At 73.6% G+C, this 18,562-nt stretch carries 12 protein-coding genes and 1 pseudogene; 2 read left to right on the top strand and 11 right to left on the bottom strand.

Annotated elements, in window-relative coordinates:
* Positions 1 to 25: 25 nt before the first annotated feature.
* Positions 26 to 517, bottom strand: a complete 492-nt coding sequence (locus ACWGJB_RS29405; RefSeq protein WP_362561907.1) for an Lrp/AsnC family transcriptional regulator — start codon at positions 515 to 517, stop codon at positions 26 to 28.
* Between the two features lie 59 nt (positions 518 to 576).
* Here ACWGJB_RS29405 and ACWGJB_RS29400 point away from each other — a divergent pair, with 59 nt between their 5' ends.
* Entirely contained in the window at positions 577 to 1,788 is a 1,212-nt protein-coding gene (locus ACWGJB_RS29400) for a trans-sulfuration enzyme family protein (protein ID WP_453383088.1), read from the top strand.
* 86 nt (positions 1,789 to 1,874) lie between these two features.
* Here ACWGJB_RS29400 and ACWGJB_RS29395 read toward each other — a convergent pair whose 3' ends face one another.
* From ACWGJB_RS29395 to ACWGJB_RS29370, 6 genes are all read right to left on the bottom strand, one after another.
* Positions 1,875 to 3,323 carry a GNAT family N-acetyltransferase gene (locus ACWGJB_RS29395; protein WP_453383087.1) on the bottom strand — a complete coding sequence of 483 codons (1,449 nt, stop codon included), beginning with the start codon at positions 3,321 to 3,323 and terminating at the stop codon, positions 1,875 to 1,877.
* A 145-nt stretch (positions 3,324 to 3,468) separates the two neighbouring features.
* Positions 3,469 to 6,135, bottom strand: coding sequence for a DUF7825 domain-containing protein (locus tag ACWGJB_RS29390; protein WP_453383086.1), 2,667 nt, complete (start codon positions 6,133 to 6,135; stop codon positions 3,469 to 3,471).
* On the bottom strand, positions 6,132 to 7,538 hold the full coding sequence (locus ACWGJB_RS29385) for an SWIM zinc finger family protein (protein ID WP_453383085.1): 1,407 nt from the start codon (positions 7,536 to 7,538) through the stop codon (positions 6,132 to 6,134). The genes ACWGJB_RS29390 and ACWGJB_RS29385 overlap by 4 nt, the downstream gene beginning before the upstream one ends.
* 209 nt (positions 7,539 to 7,747) lie before the next feature.
* Positions 7,748 to 9,328, bottom strand: coding sequence for an alkaline phosphatase D family protein (locus ACWGJB_RS29380; RefSeq protein ID WP_453383084.1), 1,581 nt, complete (start codon positions 9,326 to 9,328; stop codon positions 7,748 to 7,750).
* 106 nt (positions 9,329 to 9,434) lie between these two features.
* Positions 9,435 to 10,865, bottom strand: coding sequence for a MocR-like pyridoxine biosynthesis transcription factor PdxR (gene pdxR / locus ACWGJB_RS29375; RefSeq protein WP_453383083.1), 1,431 nt, complete (start codon positions 10,863 to 10,865; stop codon positions 9,435 to 9,437).
* Between the two features lie 1,007 nt (positions 10,866 to 11,872).
* A complete protein-coding gene (locus ACWGJB_RS29370) occupies positions 11,873 to 12,703 on the bottom strand; it encodes an alpha/beta fold hydrolase (protein ID WP_360494996.1) in 831 nt (276 codons plus the stop codon).
* A 647-nt stretch (positions 12,704 to 13,350) separates the two neighbouring features.
* On the opposite strand from ACWGJB_RS29370, the gene ACWGJB_RS29365 reads away from it, so the two are divergent.
* Positions 13,351 to 14,112: a GntR family transcriptional regulator gene (locus ACWGJB_RS29365; RefSeq protein ID WP_453383082.1), complete on the top strand. Its 762-nt coding sequence runs from the start codon at positions 13,351 to 13,353 to the stop codon at positions 14,110 to 14,112.
* A gap of 91 nt (positions 14,113 to 14,203) precedes the next feature.
* On the opposite strand, the gene ACWGJB_RS29360 is transcribed toward ACWGJB_RS29365, so the two are convergent.
* The 4 genes and pseudogenes from ACWGJB_RS29360 to purB all read right to left on the bottom strand — a co-directional run bounded on the left by ACWGJB_RS29360 (position 14,204) and on the right by purB (position 18,512).
* Entirely contained in the window at positions 14,204 to 15,361 is a 1,158-nt protein-coding gene (locus ACWGJB_RS29360) for an ROK family transcriptional regulator (protein ID WP_453383081.1), read from the bottom strand.
* A 101-nt stretch (positions 15,362 to 15,462) separates the two neighbouring features.
* Positions 15,463 to 16,097 (bottom strand): annotated as a pseudogene (locus ACWGJB_RS29355) (response regulator transcription factor).
* A 400-nt stretch (positions 16,098 to 16,497) separates the two neighbouring features.
* Entirely contained in the window at positions 16,498 to 16,986 is a 489-nt protein-coding gene (gene mug / locus ACWGJB_RS29350) for a G/U mismatch-specific DNA glycosylase (protein WP_453383080.1), read from the bottom strand.
* Positions 16,987 to 17,066: 80 nt separating this feature from the next.
* The gene (purB, locus tag ACWGJB_RS29345) at positions 17,067 to 18,512 is read right to left on the bottom strand and encodes an adenylosuccinate lyase (protein WP_453383079.1); all 1,446 of its coding nucleotides are present in this window, start codon (positions 18,510 to 18,512) and stop codon (positions 17,067 to 17,069) included.
* Positions 18,513 to 18,562: the final 50 nt, after the last annotated feature.

The raw sequence follows: 18,562 nt of genomic DNA, 5'->3' as shown, positions 1-18,562 counted from the left end.
TCCTCGTACGGCGGGCCGCCGCACGTCACTGGGATTGAGCTGACGGCGTAGGCGGGAGCAGCGGTCCGCACTCCCACTGCTGGAAGATCAACCGGGTCTCCACCCGGGCCACTTCGCGCTGGGACGTGAACTCGTCCAGGACCAGCCGCTGCAGGTCCGTCATGTCGGCCACCGCCACATGCACGAGGTAGTCGTCGGGACCGGTCAGATGGAACACCGTCCGCGACTCCGGCAGCGCCCTGATCCGCTCCACGAACGGCCCCACCAACTCCCGCCGGTGCGGCCGCACCTGCACCGACAGCAACGCCTCGAGACCGCGCCCGAGCTTGGCCGGATCGAGCTCCAGCCGATGCCCGAGGATCACTCCGGAGCGCCGCAGCCGGGTCACCCGGTCCAGACAGGTGGACGGCGCCACGCCCACCCGGGCGGCGAGATCGCGGTAGGTGGTCCGGGCGTCGTTCTGCAGCAGCCGAAGCAGATGCAGATCGACCGGATCCAGTACGACAGATTCGGCCATACGGCGAACGTAACACGGTGTTCGCTTCCCGTACCCCGCTCGATGTTCACCCTTCGGGCATGCACTCGACGAGCACCTACGACGACTCAGTGAGCGCCTACGACGACTCGGTGAACCTCCGTGCCGGCGTGACGCGACTGTCCGGCGCCCCGCGCGCCCTGGCCACCGAGGCCGTGCACGCCGGCCGCGACGACCTCGCCCGCCAGGGCCTGCACGCCCCGCCGATCGACCTGTCCACCACCTACCCGTCCTACGACAGCCGCGCCGAGGCCGCCCGCATCGACGCCTTCGCCACCGACGGCGCCAACCCGACCGGACCGCCGGTCTACGGGCGGCTCGGAAATCCGACGGTCGCCCGCTTCGAGACCGCCCTGGCCCGCCTGGAGGGCACCGAGTCGGCCGTCGCCTTCGCCAGCGGCATGGCCGCCCTGAGCGCTGTGCTGCTCGCCCGCGCGGCGAACGGCCTGCGCCATGTCGTCGCCGTACGGCCCCTGTACGGGTGCAGCGACCACCTGCTCACCGCCGGTCTCCTCGGCACCGAGGTCACCTGGACCGACCCGGCGGGCATCACCGACGCGCTGCGCCCCGACACCGGCCTGGTGCTGGTCGAGTCCCCGGCCAACCCGACCCTCGCCGAACTCGACCTGCGGGCCGTCGCCCACGCCTGCGGCACGGTCCCGTTGCTCGCCGACAACACCTTCGCCACCCCCGTCCTCCAGCGCCCCGCCGAACACGGCGCCCGGCTGGTGCTGCACAGCGCCACCAAGTACCTCGGCGGCCACGGCGACGTGCTGGCCGGGGTGGTCGCCTGCGACGAGGAGTTCGCCGGGCAGCTCAGGAAGATACGTTTCGCCACCGGGGGCGTGCTGCACCCGCTGGCCGGCTACCTGCTGCTGCGCGGCCTGTCCACCCTCCCGGTACGGGTCCGGGCCGCCTCCGCCACCGCCGCCGAACTCGCCCGCCGTCTCACCGCCGACCCGCGGGTCGCCCGTACCCACTACCCGCGCCTGGGCGGCGCGATGATCGCCTTCGAGGTGTACGGCGATCCGCACGAGGTCGTCTCCCGGGTACGGCTGATCACCCCGGCCGTCAGCCTCGGCAGCGTCGACACCCTCATCCAGCACCCGGCCTCCATCAGCCACCGCGTCGTCGACGCCGAGGACCGCCGGGGCGCCGGGGTGAGCGACCGACTGCTGCGGCTGTCGGTGGGACTGGAGGACGTGGACGATCTGTGGGCGGACCTGGACCGGGCACTGGGGGCGCCCCGATAGGGGCGCGGGGCCGTATCGATGTGCGGCTCCGCCGCGCGGGCGCGACCAGCCCCCGCGCACCCGCAGTCGCGGGACGGCCCTGAGCCCTACGGCGCTTCGGCCTTCCCAGCCTCACCCGCACCGGAAAGCCACCCCATGGCAGTCACGGCATCCCCCGGCTCCGCCGGAACCGCCGCCAGCCGGGCCGTGATCACCAACGTCCCCTCCTCGATCTGATAGTCCAGCGGCAACTCCAGCCCCCGCATCGCCGCCACCATCCCGGTGTTGGACGCCTGCGTCACTGCGTAGACGCTCTCGCAGCCCGCCTCGACGGCCATGCCCACCAGCCGGCCCAGCAACTCGCTGCCGATTCCGCGCCGCTGCCAGTCGTCCTCGACGAGCAGCGCGACCTCCGTCTCGTCCCCGTCCCACAGCAGGTGCCCGAGGGCGACGATCCGGCCCGACGCGGTCTGCACGGCCAGCGTCCGGCCGAAGCGGGGGCTGAGCAGGTGGTTCAGATAGCGGTCCGCGTCCCCGACCGGGCCGTGGTAGCGCAGCCCGAGGGTCCGTGCCGAGCAGCGCTCGTGCATGGCCTTCGCGGCCTCCACGTCACCGGTGTCGGCCCGGCGTACGGTGATCTCCCTGCCTTCGGGCAGGGTGAGCACGTCCTGACTGTGCGGGATGCGCGGCCCGAGCCGGGCGTCCAGTTCCACCAGCGCGCGCGCCCGCGCGAACTCGGTCGGCGTGAACGGCAGATACGGCCGCTCCACGGTGATCACTCCACCCTCCGGTGCGCGCAGCCGCATCACGGTGTCCTCCAGTACCCCTTCGACGGGAACCGTCTCGGGGCTCCGGGCCCCGCCGACCGGATGGGCGGGGAGCGAGCGGATCGTGCACCTTCCCAACAACTGCCGGAGGGCCAGCGGAAGTTCCGCCGCGTCCAGCGCGGTTCGGGTCGCCAGACTCAGTACCCGGGTCGGGGCGTCCACCAGATCGTGCGCGTCGGCCCGCTCGATCCAGGTGTCCGTGCCCCCGGCCAGCGCGACCGCCCGGGTGATCTCACCGGCCGTCAGCAGGCCCGGGGCCCGCAGCAGGAACTCGTCGACCGTGCCGTCGGCCAGCGGATGCGTCTGCAGGTTCAGGATGTCGACCGCGTACCGGGCGAGCGCGGTGCACAGCGCGGCCAGCGAACCGGGCTCGTCCCGTACGGTCGTGCGCAGCCGCCACAGTGTGCTGTGCGCGCCTTCGGCCGTCGGGGCCCCCGGACCGGGCCCGGCCTGCCGCGTCTCGGTGGCGGCCGGCCGGGCGCCGGTATCGGTATCGGTCACCGGAGGTGCGTGACCTGGGCGCCTGGCCCACCACACGTGGAAGCCGGCCGTCGCCGCCAACACCAGGGCCGCGATCACCAGCAGCGCCGGGCCGTCGGGCCCGTGCCCGATCAGGTTCGCCACCGCGTCCGCCACCGCGACGGCCGTGAACAGGGCGGCGAGTTCGACGACGTCCCGTCGCCAGTGGTGCACGGGGCGTCCGTCCCGCGTGCGCCTCACGTCAGACATGTCTCGATTCATGCATCCACTGTGAAGGAAGGGTGTTGCGTGATCACGAACGCGCTGTGACCGACGGGTAAAGCGTGCTTATGTAGTCTTTGCGATGTTTTTTACCATTGCCGAGGTCCCGGAATTGACTGGTTCCGGCCCCCGGTCAAGCGGCCACCTCCGCACCCAGTGCGTCCCGCAACCGACGGGCCTGGACCACCAGACGGGACGAGCCGCGCCGGGCCGCCGTCTGTGACAGGTGCGGCAGCGCACCACGGGCCCCGGACCGCTCGGCGCACTCGGCCGCGACCGAGAGCAGCTCCCCGAGCCCACGGGCCGAACCCGGTGTGCCCGCGCCCGCCGTCGCGAGGTCGGCGAGCAGCACGGGAAGAGTGTGCCGGAGCATCTCCCATATCGTCGTGTTGGCCCCGGTGGCCGCCGCCGTCCGCGCCGACTCGGCCAGCCGCAACGGCTTCACCGCGCCACGCCGGACCAGCTGGCCCAGGTCGGCACCCAGCCGCTCCGCGTCGAGCTGCCCACGCGCGGCGAGCACCAGCAGCGCGTCCACCGCGGCGAGCCGGTCCTCCGGATGCCGGGCGCCCAGCCCGTAGGCGACACACAGATGGGTGCTCTCGCCGGCGCTGCCCCCGGACTCGGCGAGCAGCGGAAGAGCCGCGGCCATGCCCCGCTGGTCGTCCACGGCGGCCTGGGACAGATCGTGCAGCAGCCGCACGGCGACCAGCTCGCGCTGTTCCGGGAGCGTGGCCAGCCAGTGCCGGTGGTTCTCCCGGCCCCAGTGGTGGCAGTACCGCCGCTCCTCGCCGGCCGTGACCGGTCGGCCCAGCCTCCGGAACGCCTCCTGGAAGTCCGCCTGGAGTTCCAGGACCTCACCCGACTCGACCAGGATCCGCGCCCCCGAGGCCCGGCGGTGGGACGTGGGCAGGGCGGGTCCCCCGGTGGAGAGCCGGTGTGCCAGCCGCCGGCCCTCCGGTGTGCCGAGCGCCGCCGCTCGCTCCGCCGCCGCCAGGGCCGCCGCCCGGTCCTCGCGGCGCACCCGCAGCAGCGCCTGCGCGAAGTCGGCGGCACCGACCCGGGCACCCAGCCGACCGTAGACCGCGAGCCGGTCGACCAGTTCGCCCGGTTCCAGGAGCCCGGTGCTCCACGACGGTGTGGCCAGCAGCAGCGGCTGCGGGTCCGTCCGTATCCGGTACGCCAGTTCGCGCAGCCGGACGTCGAACACCCGGGAGAACCCGCTGTGCGCGCACTCGTGATCGGCCGGGCCGCGCTGCTGGGCGGCGAACAGGGTGTCCGTGCCGACGGCCCCGAACAGCGTGGCCAGCAGCAGCTCCAGGCCGTCCTGGGCGCCCAGGAGGCCGTAGCGGGTGTTGCCGAAGTACTCGTCGGTGTGCCACCAGCGGCGGGCGTCCGGCTGCTTCCACCAGCGGGTGGCGGCCACCGGTTCGAGCGCCGCCCGCAGCGCGTCCCGGTCGCGGTGTGCGTGGCGGGCCAGCCCGTCCAGCACCCGCTCGAACGCCGCCACGTCCCCGTCGGACGCCAGCAGGGCACCGACCTCCTCGGCGAGCTCCACGGCGGACTCCGGCGCCGGCGCCGGCCGGAACGGCTCCGGAGCCGGCGGCAGCATCTCCGCGTACCCCTCGGCCGCCGGTACGGCAGGGATCCCCAGAGCATCGCCCGCCCGGTTCCGCAGGACGGGACTCAGCTGCTCGGCCGCCCCGGCGATGCCGGACCGGGCCGCCGGGTCGTCGAGCTTCTTCGCGTGCCGCTCCACCAGCTTCAGCGCGCGCTCCTGCACCTGGGTGTCCTCGTGCCCGAACGCCTGGGCCACGGCCGGCAGCAGCTCCGCCGCCGAGGCCGGCTCACCGGCGAGCACCTTGCCGAGCAGCACCAGCTGGGCGCGCACCAGCTTCTTCTCGGTGCGGAACAGCAGTCCTTCGGAGGCCTCCGCCAGCTGCCGTGCGGTGAGTTCGCCGTCGAGCGCCAGGGCGGCGAGGACCGCCTGGGCGTGGGCGGCGACGGGGGAGACGGCGTCCCGGGCCAGGGCCGTCCAGTCGGCGACGCGGGCGCGCTCCTCCTCCCGGGTGAGGGCGAGCCGGACCAGCAGCGGCAGGAAGATCCGGTGGTCGGTCGGGCCGCCGCCACGCAGCAGACGGGCGACACAGGCGTCGGCCACGGCCCTGCGGTCCAGTTCGCCCGTCCGGGTCAGCTCCGCGATCGCGCTCTGCCAGGAAGCGGGACCGTCACCGAACAGCCAGCGGACCTCGCTCACATCGGAGAACTCGAACAGGCCGTTCACCAGCGGCGCCAGGTCCGGCTCGGCCCGCAGCCGGTCGATCAGGGGGACGCGCCCCCAGCCGTGGCCGATGTGCCGGACCCAGCCGACCACATAGGCGTCCGTCACCGGGACCTCGCATCCCGAGCGGCGCACCAGCCCGGCCATCAGCAGGAAGGGCACGTCCGCGGAGACCGGCCGGCCGGCGAGGCGCCGGGCCACATCGGCCTGCCAGCCGGTGTCCCGGTCGGCCAGCGCCCGCAACAGCGTCTCCGCCGGCGCCTGCCGCCAGCGCATGTCCGCTCCGGCGACCCAGGTCGCGGCCGCCGCGGCCCCCGAGTGGCACATCGCCCCGGCCACCTGCAGCGCCGGATACATGCGCTCAAGCCGGTCCCGCTGCTCCCACGGCAGAGCCCGCACCTCCTTGCGCAGCCTCTTCAACTCCGGCAACAGCGCCCGCCGTTCGGTATCCGGCATGCTCCTCAGCAGGAGCTCGGTCTCGCCCACGCGCCCCATCCGCACCGCTTCCAGCACCGCACTCATCGCGTACCCCCGTCGATCTCCGCCATGTCCTGCTCCCTCGCTCCACCACGCCGCACCATCCGCACCGCCAGCGCGTGCTTGCACGGCCCGCGCCCGCCCCGGTACTTCGCCCACCACAGACAACTGCAGCTCAGCACCCCCGCCGCATCCCGCACCCGGTGCACATGACCGTCCTCGGCCGTCACCGTGCCGACGGCGCCGTCCACGGTCACCGCGCCCGCGGCCACCAGCGCCCGCGCCGAGCGCAGCCGGGGGTTGTGCCGCTCGACGCGGCCCGCGTCGTACGGCAGCTCGCGATGGAAGTAGGCGGCCTCCGCCGTGTCGTAACCGACGCGTCCCGAGGTGCCGAGGCGGATCAGGGCCGCGCGGACCCGGTCCGGGGTGAGCCCGGCGGAGGCGGCCAGGTCGGCGACGTCGACCCGGGGCTCCCAGGCCAGCAGCACCGCGATCAGCTCCGCGTCCTCGGCGGCCGCGTCGGTGGCGAGCGCGTCCAGCACGCCGCCCTCGCCGGAGAACCCGCGGGCCGCGTCGGGCGACAGGGTCAGCGTCAGCCGCATGCCCGGCAGCACGACCTCCCAGGCGGCGGCCGTACCGGAGAGCGCGAGGGCACCCTGCGGACCGTAGACACGCAGCGCCGTCGCATGGCGCAGCACCCGCTGGAGCGCGGTCAGCCGCTCCGGTCCCGGCAGGCACACCGCGCCCGGCACCGGGCGGGTCGGCCGCAGCCCCCGCCCCGCCGGCACCACCCAGCGGGGCCCGGCCGAGCCCCGGCGGGCCGTGCCGCCGCGGGGGAGCGAGCGCAGGAACCGCACCGCCTCGTCGGCCGGCAGCTCGGCCCGCAGGTCGAACCCGGCCGCTATGACCTGCGCCTCCGCGAAGCCGCGCAGCCAGCGGTCCGGCAGCGGGACCTTCTTCTCCACCACGGGGCCGTCGAGCGTGGTCACCGCCAACTCCTCGGGGCCGACGCGCAGATGCAGCGGATCGTCGGTGCCGAGCCGGGAAAGGGCCTCCCGCAGCGGGTTGTTGACGTCGACGTTCGTCGTACCGTGGCCCACCTCGCCGCCGTCCAGGCCCGGGCCGAGTACGTCCAGCCGGGCGTACACCCCGCCGCAGCCGGAGAAGGACTCGAAGCGCAGCCGGTCGCCGTTGCCCGTCACCACCGGGTCCAGCGAGGCGCGCAGCAGCGGCTGGTAGTACCGCGCGGCCGCCACGTCGGCCACCGCGAGCAGCCCGGCGGCGGCCACCTGAGGCGAGGTCAGGAAGCCCGCGAAGAACCGCGGATGGTCCTCGATCCCGGTGGGCGTCGCACCCCGGGAGGTCTCCAGTCCGAGCTGGCGTCCGTCGGCGGCGGAGCGCAGCACGGAGGGTTGCCGATAGGCCACGGCCTGTGAAGATCGCGTCATGGAAAAACCGTAGAGGCGACCACTGACAATCGGCCCTGACCTGCGAAAACACCCTGCGGGCGGGGAAGTTCGGGGTGCGATGGGGCCCGCGCAGGGAGATGCGGCGGGACCGTGCCGGAGCGCGCGGCGGAACCCGTGCCGGGGCGTGCGACAGGGCCGCGCACCGGGGGATGACGCCGGTGCGCGGCCCTGGGAAAAGGGTACGGGAGTTACTGGCCGACCCGGCCCGGCTGCAGGGTCTGGGTGAACAGCACGGTGCCGTCGTACTCGCGCAGGCGGACCGTCAGCTCACCGCTGTCGCCGTCGATGTCGACCTCGCCGAAGAACTGGTAGCCCTCGGCGGGCGACACGTTCGAGGCGGTCGGCGCCTTGACGAACACCCGGTCGGGGCCGAACGTGCCGTCCAGCGCGCTGGCCGGGAAGGCGCCTGCGTTGAGCGGTCCCGAGACGAACTCCCAGAACGGCGCGAAGTCCTTGAACGCGGCCCGCGACGGGTCGTAGTGCTGGGCGGAGGTGTGGTGGACGTCGGCCGTCAGCCACACGGTGCCGGTGATCCTGCGGTGCTTGATGTGGCGCAGCAGCTCCGCGATCTGCAGCTCACGGCCGAGCGGCGCGCCCGGGTCGCCCTGGGCGACGGCCTCGAAGTTCGCCAGGCCCTCGACCGGGTCGGGCACCACCAGACCGAGCGGCATGTCCGCGGCGATGACCTTCCACACCGCACGCGACCGGGACAGTTCGCGCTTGAGCCACTCCAGCTGCTCGGCGCCGAGGATGCCCTGCGGGTCGGTGGTCTGGTCGTCGGGTGAGTTCGCGTTGCGGTAGGTCCGCATGTCCAGGACGAAGACGTCGAGGAGCGGGCCGTGATGGTGGACGCGGTAGATCCGGCCGTCCGGGCGGCCGCTGATCGTGGAGATGGGGAAGTATTCGGAGAACGCCCGCCGGGAGCGCACCGCCATGTCGTCGAGCCGGGTGCCGGCCGGGTACGGGGTGCCGGTGCCGATGACCTCGCCCGGGTACCAGTTGTTGCGGACCTCGTGGTCGTCCCACTGGATGACGTTCGGCACCTGGGCGTTGAACCGGCGCAGCGCCTCGTCCAGCAGGTTGTAGCGGAAGTTGCCGCGGAAGTCGTCCAGAGTGACCGCGACGTGCGACTTCGCCTCGCTGGTGACGTTGCGGTACAGGCTGCCGTCGGGCAGCGCCTGCGTCGCCGAGATCACGCCGTCGGCGTAGATGTTGTCACCGCTGCACAGGAAGAAGTCCGGGTCCAGTTTCGCCATCGCGTCGAAGATGCGGTAGCCGCCGATGGACTCGTTGATACCCCAGCCCTGCCCGGCCAGGTCACCGGACCACAGGAACTTCACTCCGGGGCGCCGGCGGGTGGACGCGGTACGGAAGGTGCCGGTGACCGGCTCGCCGGTGCGGCGCGGGTCCTCCGGGTCGGCGAGCAGCACGCGGTAGTGGACCTGCTCGCCGGACGGCAGGCCGGGCAGCCGCGTGGTGCCGGTGAAGTCGCTGTCCGCGCCGAGCAGCGGGCCCCGCCACCTGCGCGGGTTGCGGAACGACTCGGTGGCCGAGGTCTCCACGATCATCCGGGCCGGACGATCCGAACGGACCCACACCAGGCCGGAGTCGGCGGTCACGTCGCCCGCCTGCACACCCCAGTCCGCCCGGGGCCGTCCGGAGCGCGCGAACGCCGGGGCCGCACCGAGCGCCGTGGGCAGGGTCAGGGCCGCCGACGCGGCGAGGGATCCGCGCAGCACGCTGCGGCGGGCAGGGAACGAAAGGGACATGAAGGGCCTCCAGAACGGGATCCGGCCAGTTGTGCACAGCCACAACTACTGGTGCGCCGCAGCGCTCACGGAAACCACAAGTGAACAACTGACCGGCCCCGCGAGGTCACCCGTCGAGCGCCTCCGCCATCACCCGCACCCCCTCCCGGATCCGCGCCGGCGGCAACTGCGCGTACCCCAGCACCAGCCGTACGACAGAGTCGTCGGCCGGTGCGTGCGCGCACGCACCCAGCGGACGCACCGCGACCCCGGCCGCCGTCACCCGTGCCACGAAACGGCTCTCCGGCCCGCAGGACCGAGGCAGTTCGGCGATCGCGTGCAGCCCCGCCGCGATCCCCGACACGCGCGCGTGCGGGAAGTGTTCGGCCAGCGAGTCCACCAGGACGTCCCGGCGTTCCCGGTAGGCGCGCTGGCAGCGGCGCAGCTGCCGGTCGTAGTCGCCGCGCTCCAGGAACCGGGCGAACACCGCCTGGTCGAGGGAGGGATGTCCCAGGTCCATGGTCCGCTTGCGCTCGACGACGTCGTACGCCAAATACTCCGGCACCAGCAGCCAGCCCAGCCGCAGCCCGGGGGCGAGGGACTTGCTGACCGATCCCATGTACGCCACCCGTTCCGGGTCGAGCCCCTGGAGCGCGCCGACCGGGGCGCGGTCGTAGCGGAAGTCGCCGTCGTAGTCGTCCTCCAGCAGCAGGCCGTCCACCGCACGGGCCCAGTCCAGCAGCCGGGTCCGGCGTTCCGCGGAGTAGGCGATCCCGGTCGGGTACTGGTGGGCGGGCGTCGTCACCACCGCGCGTACCCCCGAGTCGCGGAGCGGGCCCAGGGCCAGGCCCTCGGCGTCCAGGGGCAGCGGCACGGTGCGCAGCCCGGCCGCCGCGTACAGGCCGTCGTGCTGGGGGCTTCCGGGGTCCTCCACACCGATCTCGCGCATCCCGCCCGCGTGCAGCACGGATCCGAGCAGTGTCGTCGCCTGTGCCACCCCGGAGACGACCACGATCCGCTCCGGGTCGGCGACCACGCCCCGGCGCCGGGCCAGCAGTTCGGCGAGGGCCGAGCGCAGCCGGGGCAGCCCGCGCGGGTCCGGATAGCCGAGGTCGCGGTGCGGGAGCTCCGCCAGCACCTCGCGCTGTGCGGCGGCCCAGGCGGCGCGCGGGAACAGCGCCAGATCCGGTGACCCAGGCACGAAGTCCACCCGTACCCCCGGCGAGCGCGGTGCCAGATCACGCGCGCGTGCCGACGCCGCCCGTACCGCACCGCCCACCCAGGTCCCCGCACCGCGGCCGCTGCGCAGATAGCCCTCCGCCGTCAGCTGTTCGTACGCCTCGGTGACCAGCCCGCGTGACACACCGAGGTCCTTGGCCAGCTCCCGGCTCGACGGCAGCCGGGTGCCGGGCGCGAGCCGTCCCGTACGGATCGCCTCGCGCAGGGCCGCCTGGAGGAAACGGCCACGCGCGCGTGCCGGTGCCGACGCGGCCGGCAGCAACAGCTCCCAGGCGGCGGATCCCGGCAGGCCGACCGGATTGGTCCCCGATGACGTCATGGAAGTGGACCTTAATCCGGGTCGCCCAGGTTCCTAGCGTGGTCGTCATGAACGCGACCACCACACGCGGCGCCCTCCTGACGGCGTTCGCCTATGCGCTCGTCGGGGCCTCCTTCACCGCCAACAGCGTGCTGGGCCACTACCCCTACGCGGGCGGCCAGTTCCTGCGCTACGGGGTGGCCTGTCTGCTGCTCGTGCCCTTCGTCGGCCCGCGCGCGGTGGAGCGGCTGCGCGGGCTCGGGGCGCGCGCGTGGCTGCGGCTGGCCCTGCTCGCCGCCGTCGGGATGGTCGGCTTCAATCTGGCGATCCTCGCCGCCGAACGCACCTCGGAACCGGCGGTTCCCGGTGTCTTCGTGGGCTGCGCTCCGGTGGTGGTCGCGGTCCTGGTCCCGCTCCTCGACGGGCGCGGGCCCCAACACCGCGTCCTCCAAGGGGCGTTGCTGGTCGCCGTCGGCGCCTTCGCCGTCCAGGGCTGGGGACGTACCGACGCGAGCGGGATCGCCTTCTCGGTGTGCGCGCTGGCCGGTGAGGTCGGGTTCGCGGTGCTCGCGGGGCCGGTGCTGCGGGCGCTCGGGCCACGGCTGCTGACCGCCACGGTGTGCGCCGTCGCCGCGGCCGAGGCGGCGGTGGCCGGGGTCGTGCTCGACGGCGGGGGATGGCTGCGCCGGCCCGACGCCACGGAGACGGCCGCGCTGCTGTGGCAGGCGGCGGTCGTCACCGTCGTCGGTTTCGTGTGCTGGTACATGGGCGTGCAGCGGATCGGCACGGAGCGCGCGACGCTCCTCACGGGCCTGGTCCCCCTCACCGCCGTCGTCACCGCCCCACTCGCCGGAACGGGCTCCTACGGCCCCGCCCAGGCCGTCGGCGGCGTCCTGGTGGGCGCGGGGGTCGCCCTGGGCTCCGGAGCCCTGCCACACATCGGCCGACGGGCGGCGGCCGCCGCAGCCAGGTCCGGTGCGAGCCGGCGGCCGGGAACCGTCGACGCCGCACCCCGCGCCCGGCGAGACTCAGCGGCTGCCGTCCAGGATGACCCGTGCGACCAGGGCCGGGTCGTCGTTCATCGGGCAGTGGCCGCAGCCGGGCAGCCGGACCAGGCGGGCCTTGGGGATGATCTGCTTGGCCCGCACCCCCTGACGGCGCACCAGCAGCATGTCCCGGGTGCCCCAGCCCACGGTGACCGGGATGCCGGGGACGTCGTCCGTGAACTGGACGGCGGAGCCCGCCCGCAGGGTCTCGGCGAACCCGGTGGCCCGCGCGAGCGCGAGCGTCTCGGCGACCACGGCCTCGGGTGAACGGCGCGCCGGGCGGGCGTAGATGGTGCTGGTCAGGGCCGTCCGGCCGGCGGCCGTGCGGGACAGCCGCTCGACCAGCGGGAGCGGCAGCCGTTCCGCGATCCGCCGCATGGCGATGAGCACACCGAAGGCGTAGCGCCGTTCGGCCTGCGTCCAGAACCCGGCGGGGGAGAGGGCGGTGACGGTCCGTACGAGCTTCTCGCGGCCCAGCTCCAGGGCCAGCAGCCCGCCGAGCGAGTTGCCGGCCACATGCGGCCGGTCCAGCTCCAGCGCCTCGAACAGGGCGGCGAGCACGGTGTTGGTCGTGGGCAGGTCGTAGGTGAGGCCCGCCGGAAGGCCGGGGGAGGCGCCGAAGCCGGGCAGGTCCACGGCGATCACGTCCCGTTCGGTCGCGAGGATGTCCACCACCGGGTCCCAGGCCTGCCGGTGATGCCCTATGCCGTGGATCAGGACCAGCGGCTCGCCTCGGCCCACGCGCGCGTAGGAGACGGTCACGTCCTGCTGGCCCTGCGCGGCCGGGACTTTGACGGAGACGGTGGCGGACATGGGGGCTCCTCGTCTGTGACATCGGCTGACGCCGTAGACAGCTTGTCAGCAATTGCTACTGGCGGGTAGTCCCCGGGGCGGTGTGTCGTGCCGCGGCGGACGGTCTTGCGCAACACGCCCTGGGCGACTCCAGGTTGAAGACGGGGTGCAGGGGTCGCCGCGAGAGTGTCGGCCGCAGCTCCACGGCCCGCAGGGCGGCCGGTCACCGGCGGTCCGGGATCATTCTGGGCCGGGCGTGCCCGGGACGTGGTGATTCCGCCGGGACGCGCAGGAGCGTGTCGGGCGGGGAGGGTCCGGTCGGCGTAGGTCCGGTCGGCGTAGGTCCGGTCGGCGTTCCCATGGTCCCGTCCGCACCAGCCATATCATCCGTAATACCGGCAAACAGAGGTCCCTCTTCGCCCTCTGACCCCACTCGCCCCACGTCTTCCGTCGTGCGACGGGAGCTTTGCCGTCATGTCACGAAAACACCCCCGTGCGAACGCCTCATGAACGCTGCGTGGCACCGCTTTCTATGTGCTGCCCATGGGATCGAGGATTGGTCTTGACCAAGGGTGTGCGCCGCCCTATGGTCGCAGATAAGTACAACAACCTTTAATAAACAAGGGCGCTAAAAACGCCGCCGGACCACGGCGATTGCGGAGGACAGGGTGGGGACCACGCAGCTGGAATCGGTGCCGGAACCGAAGTACTGGCATCTCAAGACCGTGCTCAGTGAGGCACTCGACTCGGAGTTCTCGGTCGGCGAGATCCTGCCCAACGAGCGCGACCTCGCCGCCCGCTTCGGCGTGGCCCGCGCCACCCTCCGTCAGGCCCTCGAACAACTCGAACTGGAGGGTCGCCTCCAGCGCCGCCGCGGGGTCGGTACGACGGTGGCGCCCCCGCGCGTTGGCGTGGCCGTGGGCACCGACGAGGACGCCTGGCCGGGCGCCCCCGGCGACGCCTGGCAGCCGGTCGAGTGCACCCTCGCGGTGCCGCCCGCCGCCGTCGCGACCGCCCTGGAGACCGGCGCGGAGGAGCCGGTGCACATGGTGCGCCGCTCCCGCGTCTCCCACGGCCAGCCCGTCGCCGCCGAGCTGCTCTACATCCCGGCCTCCTCCGTCCCGGACCTGACGGCGATCGACGCGCCGTCCGGCTCGGCACGCGCGCGTGCGGTACTGCGCGAGCTGCAGCGCCTGGAGCTGGAGGGGCAGGACCGCGCCGTGGAGCTGGGCTCGGCCCGCGCCGACGACGCCAAGGAGCTGGACCGCCTCCCGGGTGCCCCGGTCCTCGTCGTCACCACCCGCTTCCTCGCCGCCGGCCGCACCGCCGCGCTCTCCGTCGCGACGTACCGCGCGGACACCTGCCGGCTTACCTTCGGCGACTCCGGCGGCGTGGAGATCCACCACGGACCCGAGCGGCAGGCCTCGTAACCACCGGGCCGAAGCAGCCGCCGAGCCGAACAGGACGCGCCCCGGAACTCCTCCGGGGCGCGTCGCGTTGTCCCTACAGCTGAGCAGCTGCTCAGCGGCGTGCGGTGACCGTACCCTCCACCGCGAACAGCTGCTCCTCCACATGGTCGAGGGCGAGCCGCAGCGCGCCGGTCGCCACCGCCGCCTCGCCGAGGAGGGAGAGGGTCACCCTCGGCGGGCGCAGACAGTAGCGGGCGAGTTCGCGGCGCAGCGGCTCCAGGACGCCGTCGAGCCCCGCCGCCCAGCCGCCGATCACCACCAGCTCGGGGTCGAGGGCCAGCGCCAGCGCGGCCACGTCGTGGACCAGCCGCTGGATGAACCGGTCGACCGCGGCCCGCGCCCGCGTGTCCCCCTTCCGGGCCAGCGCGAACACCTCCGCGACCGCCTGCTCGTCCAGCGGGTGCAGCGGTTCGTCGGTGGTGGACAGCAGCGTCTCCGGGGTCACCTCGCGGCCCAGCAGATGCAGCGCGCCGATCTCCCCGGCCGCCCCGCCGTAACCCCGGTGCAGCCGTCCGCCGATCAGCGAACCGGCGCCCGGACTGAGCCCGGCCATCACCATCACCACGTCGTCGGACTCGGTGGCGGCGCCCTTCCAGTGCTCGGCGACGGCCGCCGCGTTGGCGTCGTTCTCCACCAGTACCGGGCACTTGAAGGAGCGGCTGAGCCGCTCGCCCAGCCGCAGTCCCGTCCACTGGGGCAGCGCGGTGCCCAGCCGCACCCGGCCGTCCGCCTCGACGATGCCCGGCGTGCCGACCCCGACGGCCCGCAGCGAACTGCGCGACACCCCGGCCCGGCGCAGCAGCTCGGCGACCGCGGTACGCAGCCGCTCCAGCCGCTCGTCCGCGTCGGCCGTCTCGTCCACGTCCTTGGCCTGCGCCCCCAGCACCCGGCCGTCCAGATCGGCCAGCAGCGCGGCGACGCGGTGCGGCCCGATCTCCAGGCCCAGCAGATGCCCGGCCTCGGCCCGGAACCGGAACCGCCGCGCGGGCCGCCCCTGCCGCCGGGTGGCGCCCTCCTCGGCCGCCGTCTCGACGACCAGACCGGCCTCGATGAGCCCCTCGACGACCCCCTCGACGGTCGGCCGGGACAGTCCGGTCACCCGGGTGATCTCGGTCAGGGTCGCGCAGTCCGTGGCACGCAACGCGTGCAGCACCACCGCGGAGTTGATCCTCCGCAGCAGCGACGGATCACCGCCGGTCAGCCCCGCCAACGTCCGTCCTCCCAGCTAGCCCTGCGTGTTGGCCGGATCGTACTTCGGCACCGGCGGCTCCGGCGAGTGTCCGGCGCCTCCGACCTGCCGAGGATCCGCGATCAGCGGGGCACGACGAACCCGGACTCGTACGCCGCGATCACCGCCTGCGTACGGTCCCGCGCCCCGAGTTTGGCCAGGACGGCACCCACATGGGACTTCACGGTCTCGGTACCGACGACCAGTTGCCGGCGATCTCGGCGTTGGACAGTCCCTGCGTCATGAGCCGCAGCACCTCGGCCTCCCGGTCGGTCAACCGAGCCCACCGGAGCATGTCCCGGCCGTCGGCCTCGCCGTACCGGGCGGCGAGCCGCCGTACCGAGGCCGGGAAGAGCGGCGACTCGCCTTCGGCGACCAGCCGCACCGCGTGCACGATCTCGGCCGGCCGGGCCCGCTTCAGCAGAAACCCGTCGGCACCCGCGCGCAGTGCTTCGTACACGTACTCGTCGTCCTCGAACGTCGTCACCACCAGGATCTTCGGTGGTTCCGCGACCGTGCGCAGCACCGCGCGGGTGGCCTCGATCCCGTCCAGCAGCGGCATCCGTACGTCCATCGCCCCCACGTCCGGCCGCAACCGCCGCACCAGCGGGATGACCGCCGCCCCGTCGGTGGCCTCGCCGACCACCTCGATGTCGGGCTGCGCATCCAGCACGGCGCGCAGCCCCGCCCGTACGAGGGGTTCGCTGCCCCCGAGCAGGGCCGCGCGCTCGCGTATCCCGCGCAGCCCGCTGCCCCGCCCGGGCCCGGGTATCGCCGCGGTGAGCGGATTGCGCACCTCCAGCCCGAGCGTCCCGTCGGCCACGGTCACCCGGACCCGCACGGGCACGGCCCCCGCATGCCGGAGCACGTTGGTGAGTGCCTCCTGGAGGATGCGATAGCCCTCCCGGGAGACCGGAGCCGGCACCGTCAGCCACAGCACCGTGCGCCACCGGTCCCGCCAGGTCGCCGACGGCGCCTGCGAGATCCCCGAAGTCTCCTCACCGGGCGTGAGCAGCAGCCTGACGGGTCCGCAACGGCCCTGCCGGCGGGACGCCTGACGGCAGGGCCGCCCCGTCGAGGGGACGCCTGACGGCCCACCCCCTGCCGGCGGTGACCGGCTAGCCCTCCGCCGCCTCCCGCAGCCGCCCGAACTCCTCCGCCATGGTCGCCGCCGTCCAGTGCGCGTTCAGTCCGCTCGGGTTCGGCAGCACCCACACCCGGGTGTCCCCGATCAGCCGCTCCTGCGGCCCTACCTGGGCCGTGCGGTCGCCGAAGGCGGCCCGGTAGGCCGTGACGCCCACCACCGCCAGCCATCTCGGCCGCGTCCGGGTCACCTTCGCCGTCAGCAGCCGCCCGCCCTCGGTGTACTCCGCGGCCGTCAGCTCGTCGGCGCGCGCGGTCGCCCGCGCCACCACATTCGTGATGCCGAGCCCGTAGGACAGCAACTGGCCTTGTTCCGCGGGCTTCAGCAGCCTCGGGGTGAACCCGGACAGATACAGCACCGGCCAGAAGCGGTTGCCCGGACGGGCGAAGTGATGGCCCGTGGCCGCCGTCATCAGACCGGGGTTGATGCCGCAGAACAGGACGTGCAGGCCGTCCGCGATCACGTCCGGGACGAGCCGGTCGCGGGCGGCCTCCAGTTCCGCCTGGGTGAAGCGGGGTGACGGGGGCGAGCCGGCAGGGCGGCTCAGAGGATCGCTCCGGGGGCGTAGGCGGCGGCCTCGGGGTGCTGCTTGAGGATCTCCTCGACCCGGCCGACGACGGCCGCGACCTGGTCGGCGGCCGCGCCCGTGAAGGACAGCTTGTCGGCCATCAGGGCCGTCAGCTGCTCACGGTCGAGCGGCAGCCGCTCGTCGGCGGCGAGCTTGTCGAGCAGGTCGTTGCGCTCGGCGCCCTGCTCACGCATCGCGAGCGCGGTGGCGACGGCGTTCTCCTTGATCGCCTCGTGCGCGACCTCACGGCCGACACCCGCGCGCACCGCGCCCATCAGCACCTTGGTGGTGGCGAGGAACGGCAGGTAGCGGTCCAGCTCGCGGGCGATGACGGCGGGGAAGGCGCCGAACTCGTCGAGCACGGTCAGGAAGGTCTCCAGCAGACCGTCCAGCGCGAAGAACGCGTCGGGCAGGGCCACCCGGCGCACCACCGAGCAGGACACGTCGCCCTCGTTCCACTGGTCGCCCGCCAGCTCGCCGGTCATCGAGGCGTAGCCGCGCAGGATCACCATCAGGCCGTTGACGCGCTCGCAGGACCGCGTGTTCATCTTGTGCGGCATCGCCGAGGAGCCCACCTGGCCCGGCTTGAAGCCCTCGGTGACCAGCTCGTGCCCGGCCATCAGCCGGATCGTCTTGGCCAGCGACGACGGCGCGGCCGCCAGCTGCACCAGCGCGGTCACGACCTCGTAGTCCAGCGACCGCGGGTACACCTGGCCGACCGACGTGAACGCCTGCGAGAAGCCCAGGTGCCGCGCGATCCGGTTCTCCAGCTCGGTCAGCTTCGCCGCGTCCCCGCCCAGCAGGTCCAGCATGTCCTGGGCCGTACCGACCGGGCCCTTGATGCCACGCAGCGGGTAGCGGCCGAGCAGCTCCTCGACCCGGCCGTACGCCACCAGCAGCTCGTCGGCGGCGGTCGCGAAGCGCTTGCCGAGGGTGGTGGCCTGTGCGGCCACGTTGTGCGAGCGGCCGGCCATGACCAGCTCCGCGTACTCGCCGGCCAGCTTGCCCAGCCGCGCCAGGACGGCCACCGTACGGTCGCGCACCAGTTCCAGCGAGAGCCGGATCTGCAGCTGCTCGACGTTCTCCGTCAGGTCACGGGAGGTCATGCCCTTGTGCACGTGCTCATGCCCGGCGAGGTCGTTGAACTCCTCGATCCGCGCCTTCACGTCGTGCCGCGTGACCTTCTCGCGCTCGGCGATGGAGGCCAGGTCGACGGTGTCGAGGACCCGCTCGTAGTCGGCGATCGCCGCGTCCGGCACCTCGATACCGAGGTCCTTCTGGGCCCGCAGCACGGCGAGCCAGAGCTGCCGCTCCAGCTTCACCTTCTGCTCGGGCGACCAGAGCGTGGCGAGCTCGGCGGAGGCGTAACGTCCGGCGAGGACGTTCGGGATGCGGGGCTTGGCGGGAGCGGCAGAAGTCACGTGTACGGATTCTACTGGCGGTTTCTGCAGTCCAGCGCCGCAGGTCCGCT

Source organism: Streptomyces sp. NPDC054813 (assembly GCF_053611365.1).
The sequence above is the reverse complement of the archived record's forward strand: the minus strand, read 5'-3'. Positions and strand labels throughout refer to the sequence as shown.

Excerpts from the sequence above, each read along its gene's own strand:
- ACWGJB_RS29370 (WP_360494996.1), bottom strand. The coding sequence starts at position 12,703 with ATGTCCGCCACCGTCTCCGTCAAAGTCCCGGCCGCGCAGGGCCAGCAG.
- ACWGJB_RS29395 (WP_453383087.1), bottom strand. The coding sequence starts at position 3,323 with ATGTCTGACGTGAGGCGCACGCGGGACGGACGCCCCGTGCACCACTGG.
- ACWGJB_RS29380 (WP_453383084.1), bottom strand. The coding sequence starts at position 9,328 with ATGTCCCTTTCGTTCCCTGCCCGCCGCAGCGTGCTGCGCGGATCCCTC.
- ACWGJB_RS29405 (WP_362561907.1), bottom strand. The coding sequence starts at position 517 with ATGGCCGAATCTGTCGTACTGGATCCGGTCGATCTGCATCTGCTTCGG.
- ACWGJB_RS29390 (WP_453383086.1), bottom strand. The coding sequence starts at position 6,135 with ATGAGTGCGGTGCTGGAAGCGGTGCGGATGGGGCGCGTGGGCGAGACC.
- ACWGJB_RS29400 (WP_453383088.1), top strand. The coding sequence starts at position 577 with ATGCACTCGACGAGCACCTACGACGACTCAGTGAGCGCCTACGACGAC.
- pdxR (WP_453383083.1), bottom strand. The coding sequence starts at position 10,865 with ATGACGTCATCGGGGACCAATCCGGTCGGCCTGCCGGGATCCGCCGCC.
- ACWGJB_RS29385 (WP_453383085.1), bottom strand. The coding sequence starts at position 7,538 with ATGACGCGATCTTCACAGGCCGTGGCCTATCGGCAACCCTCCGTGCTG.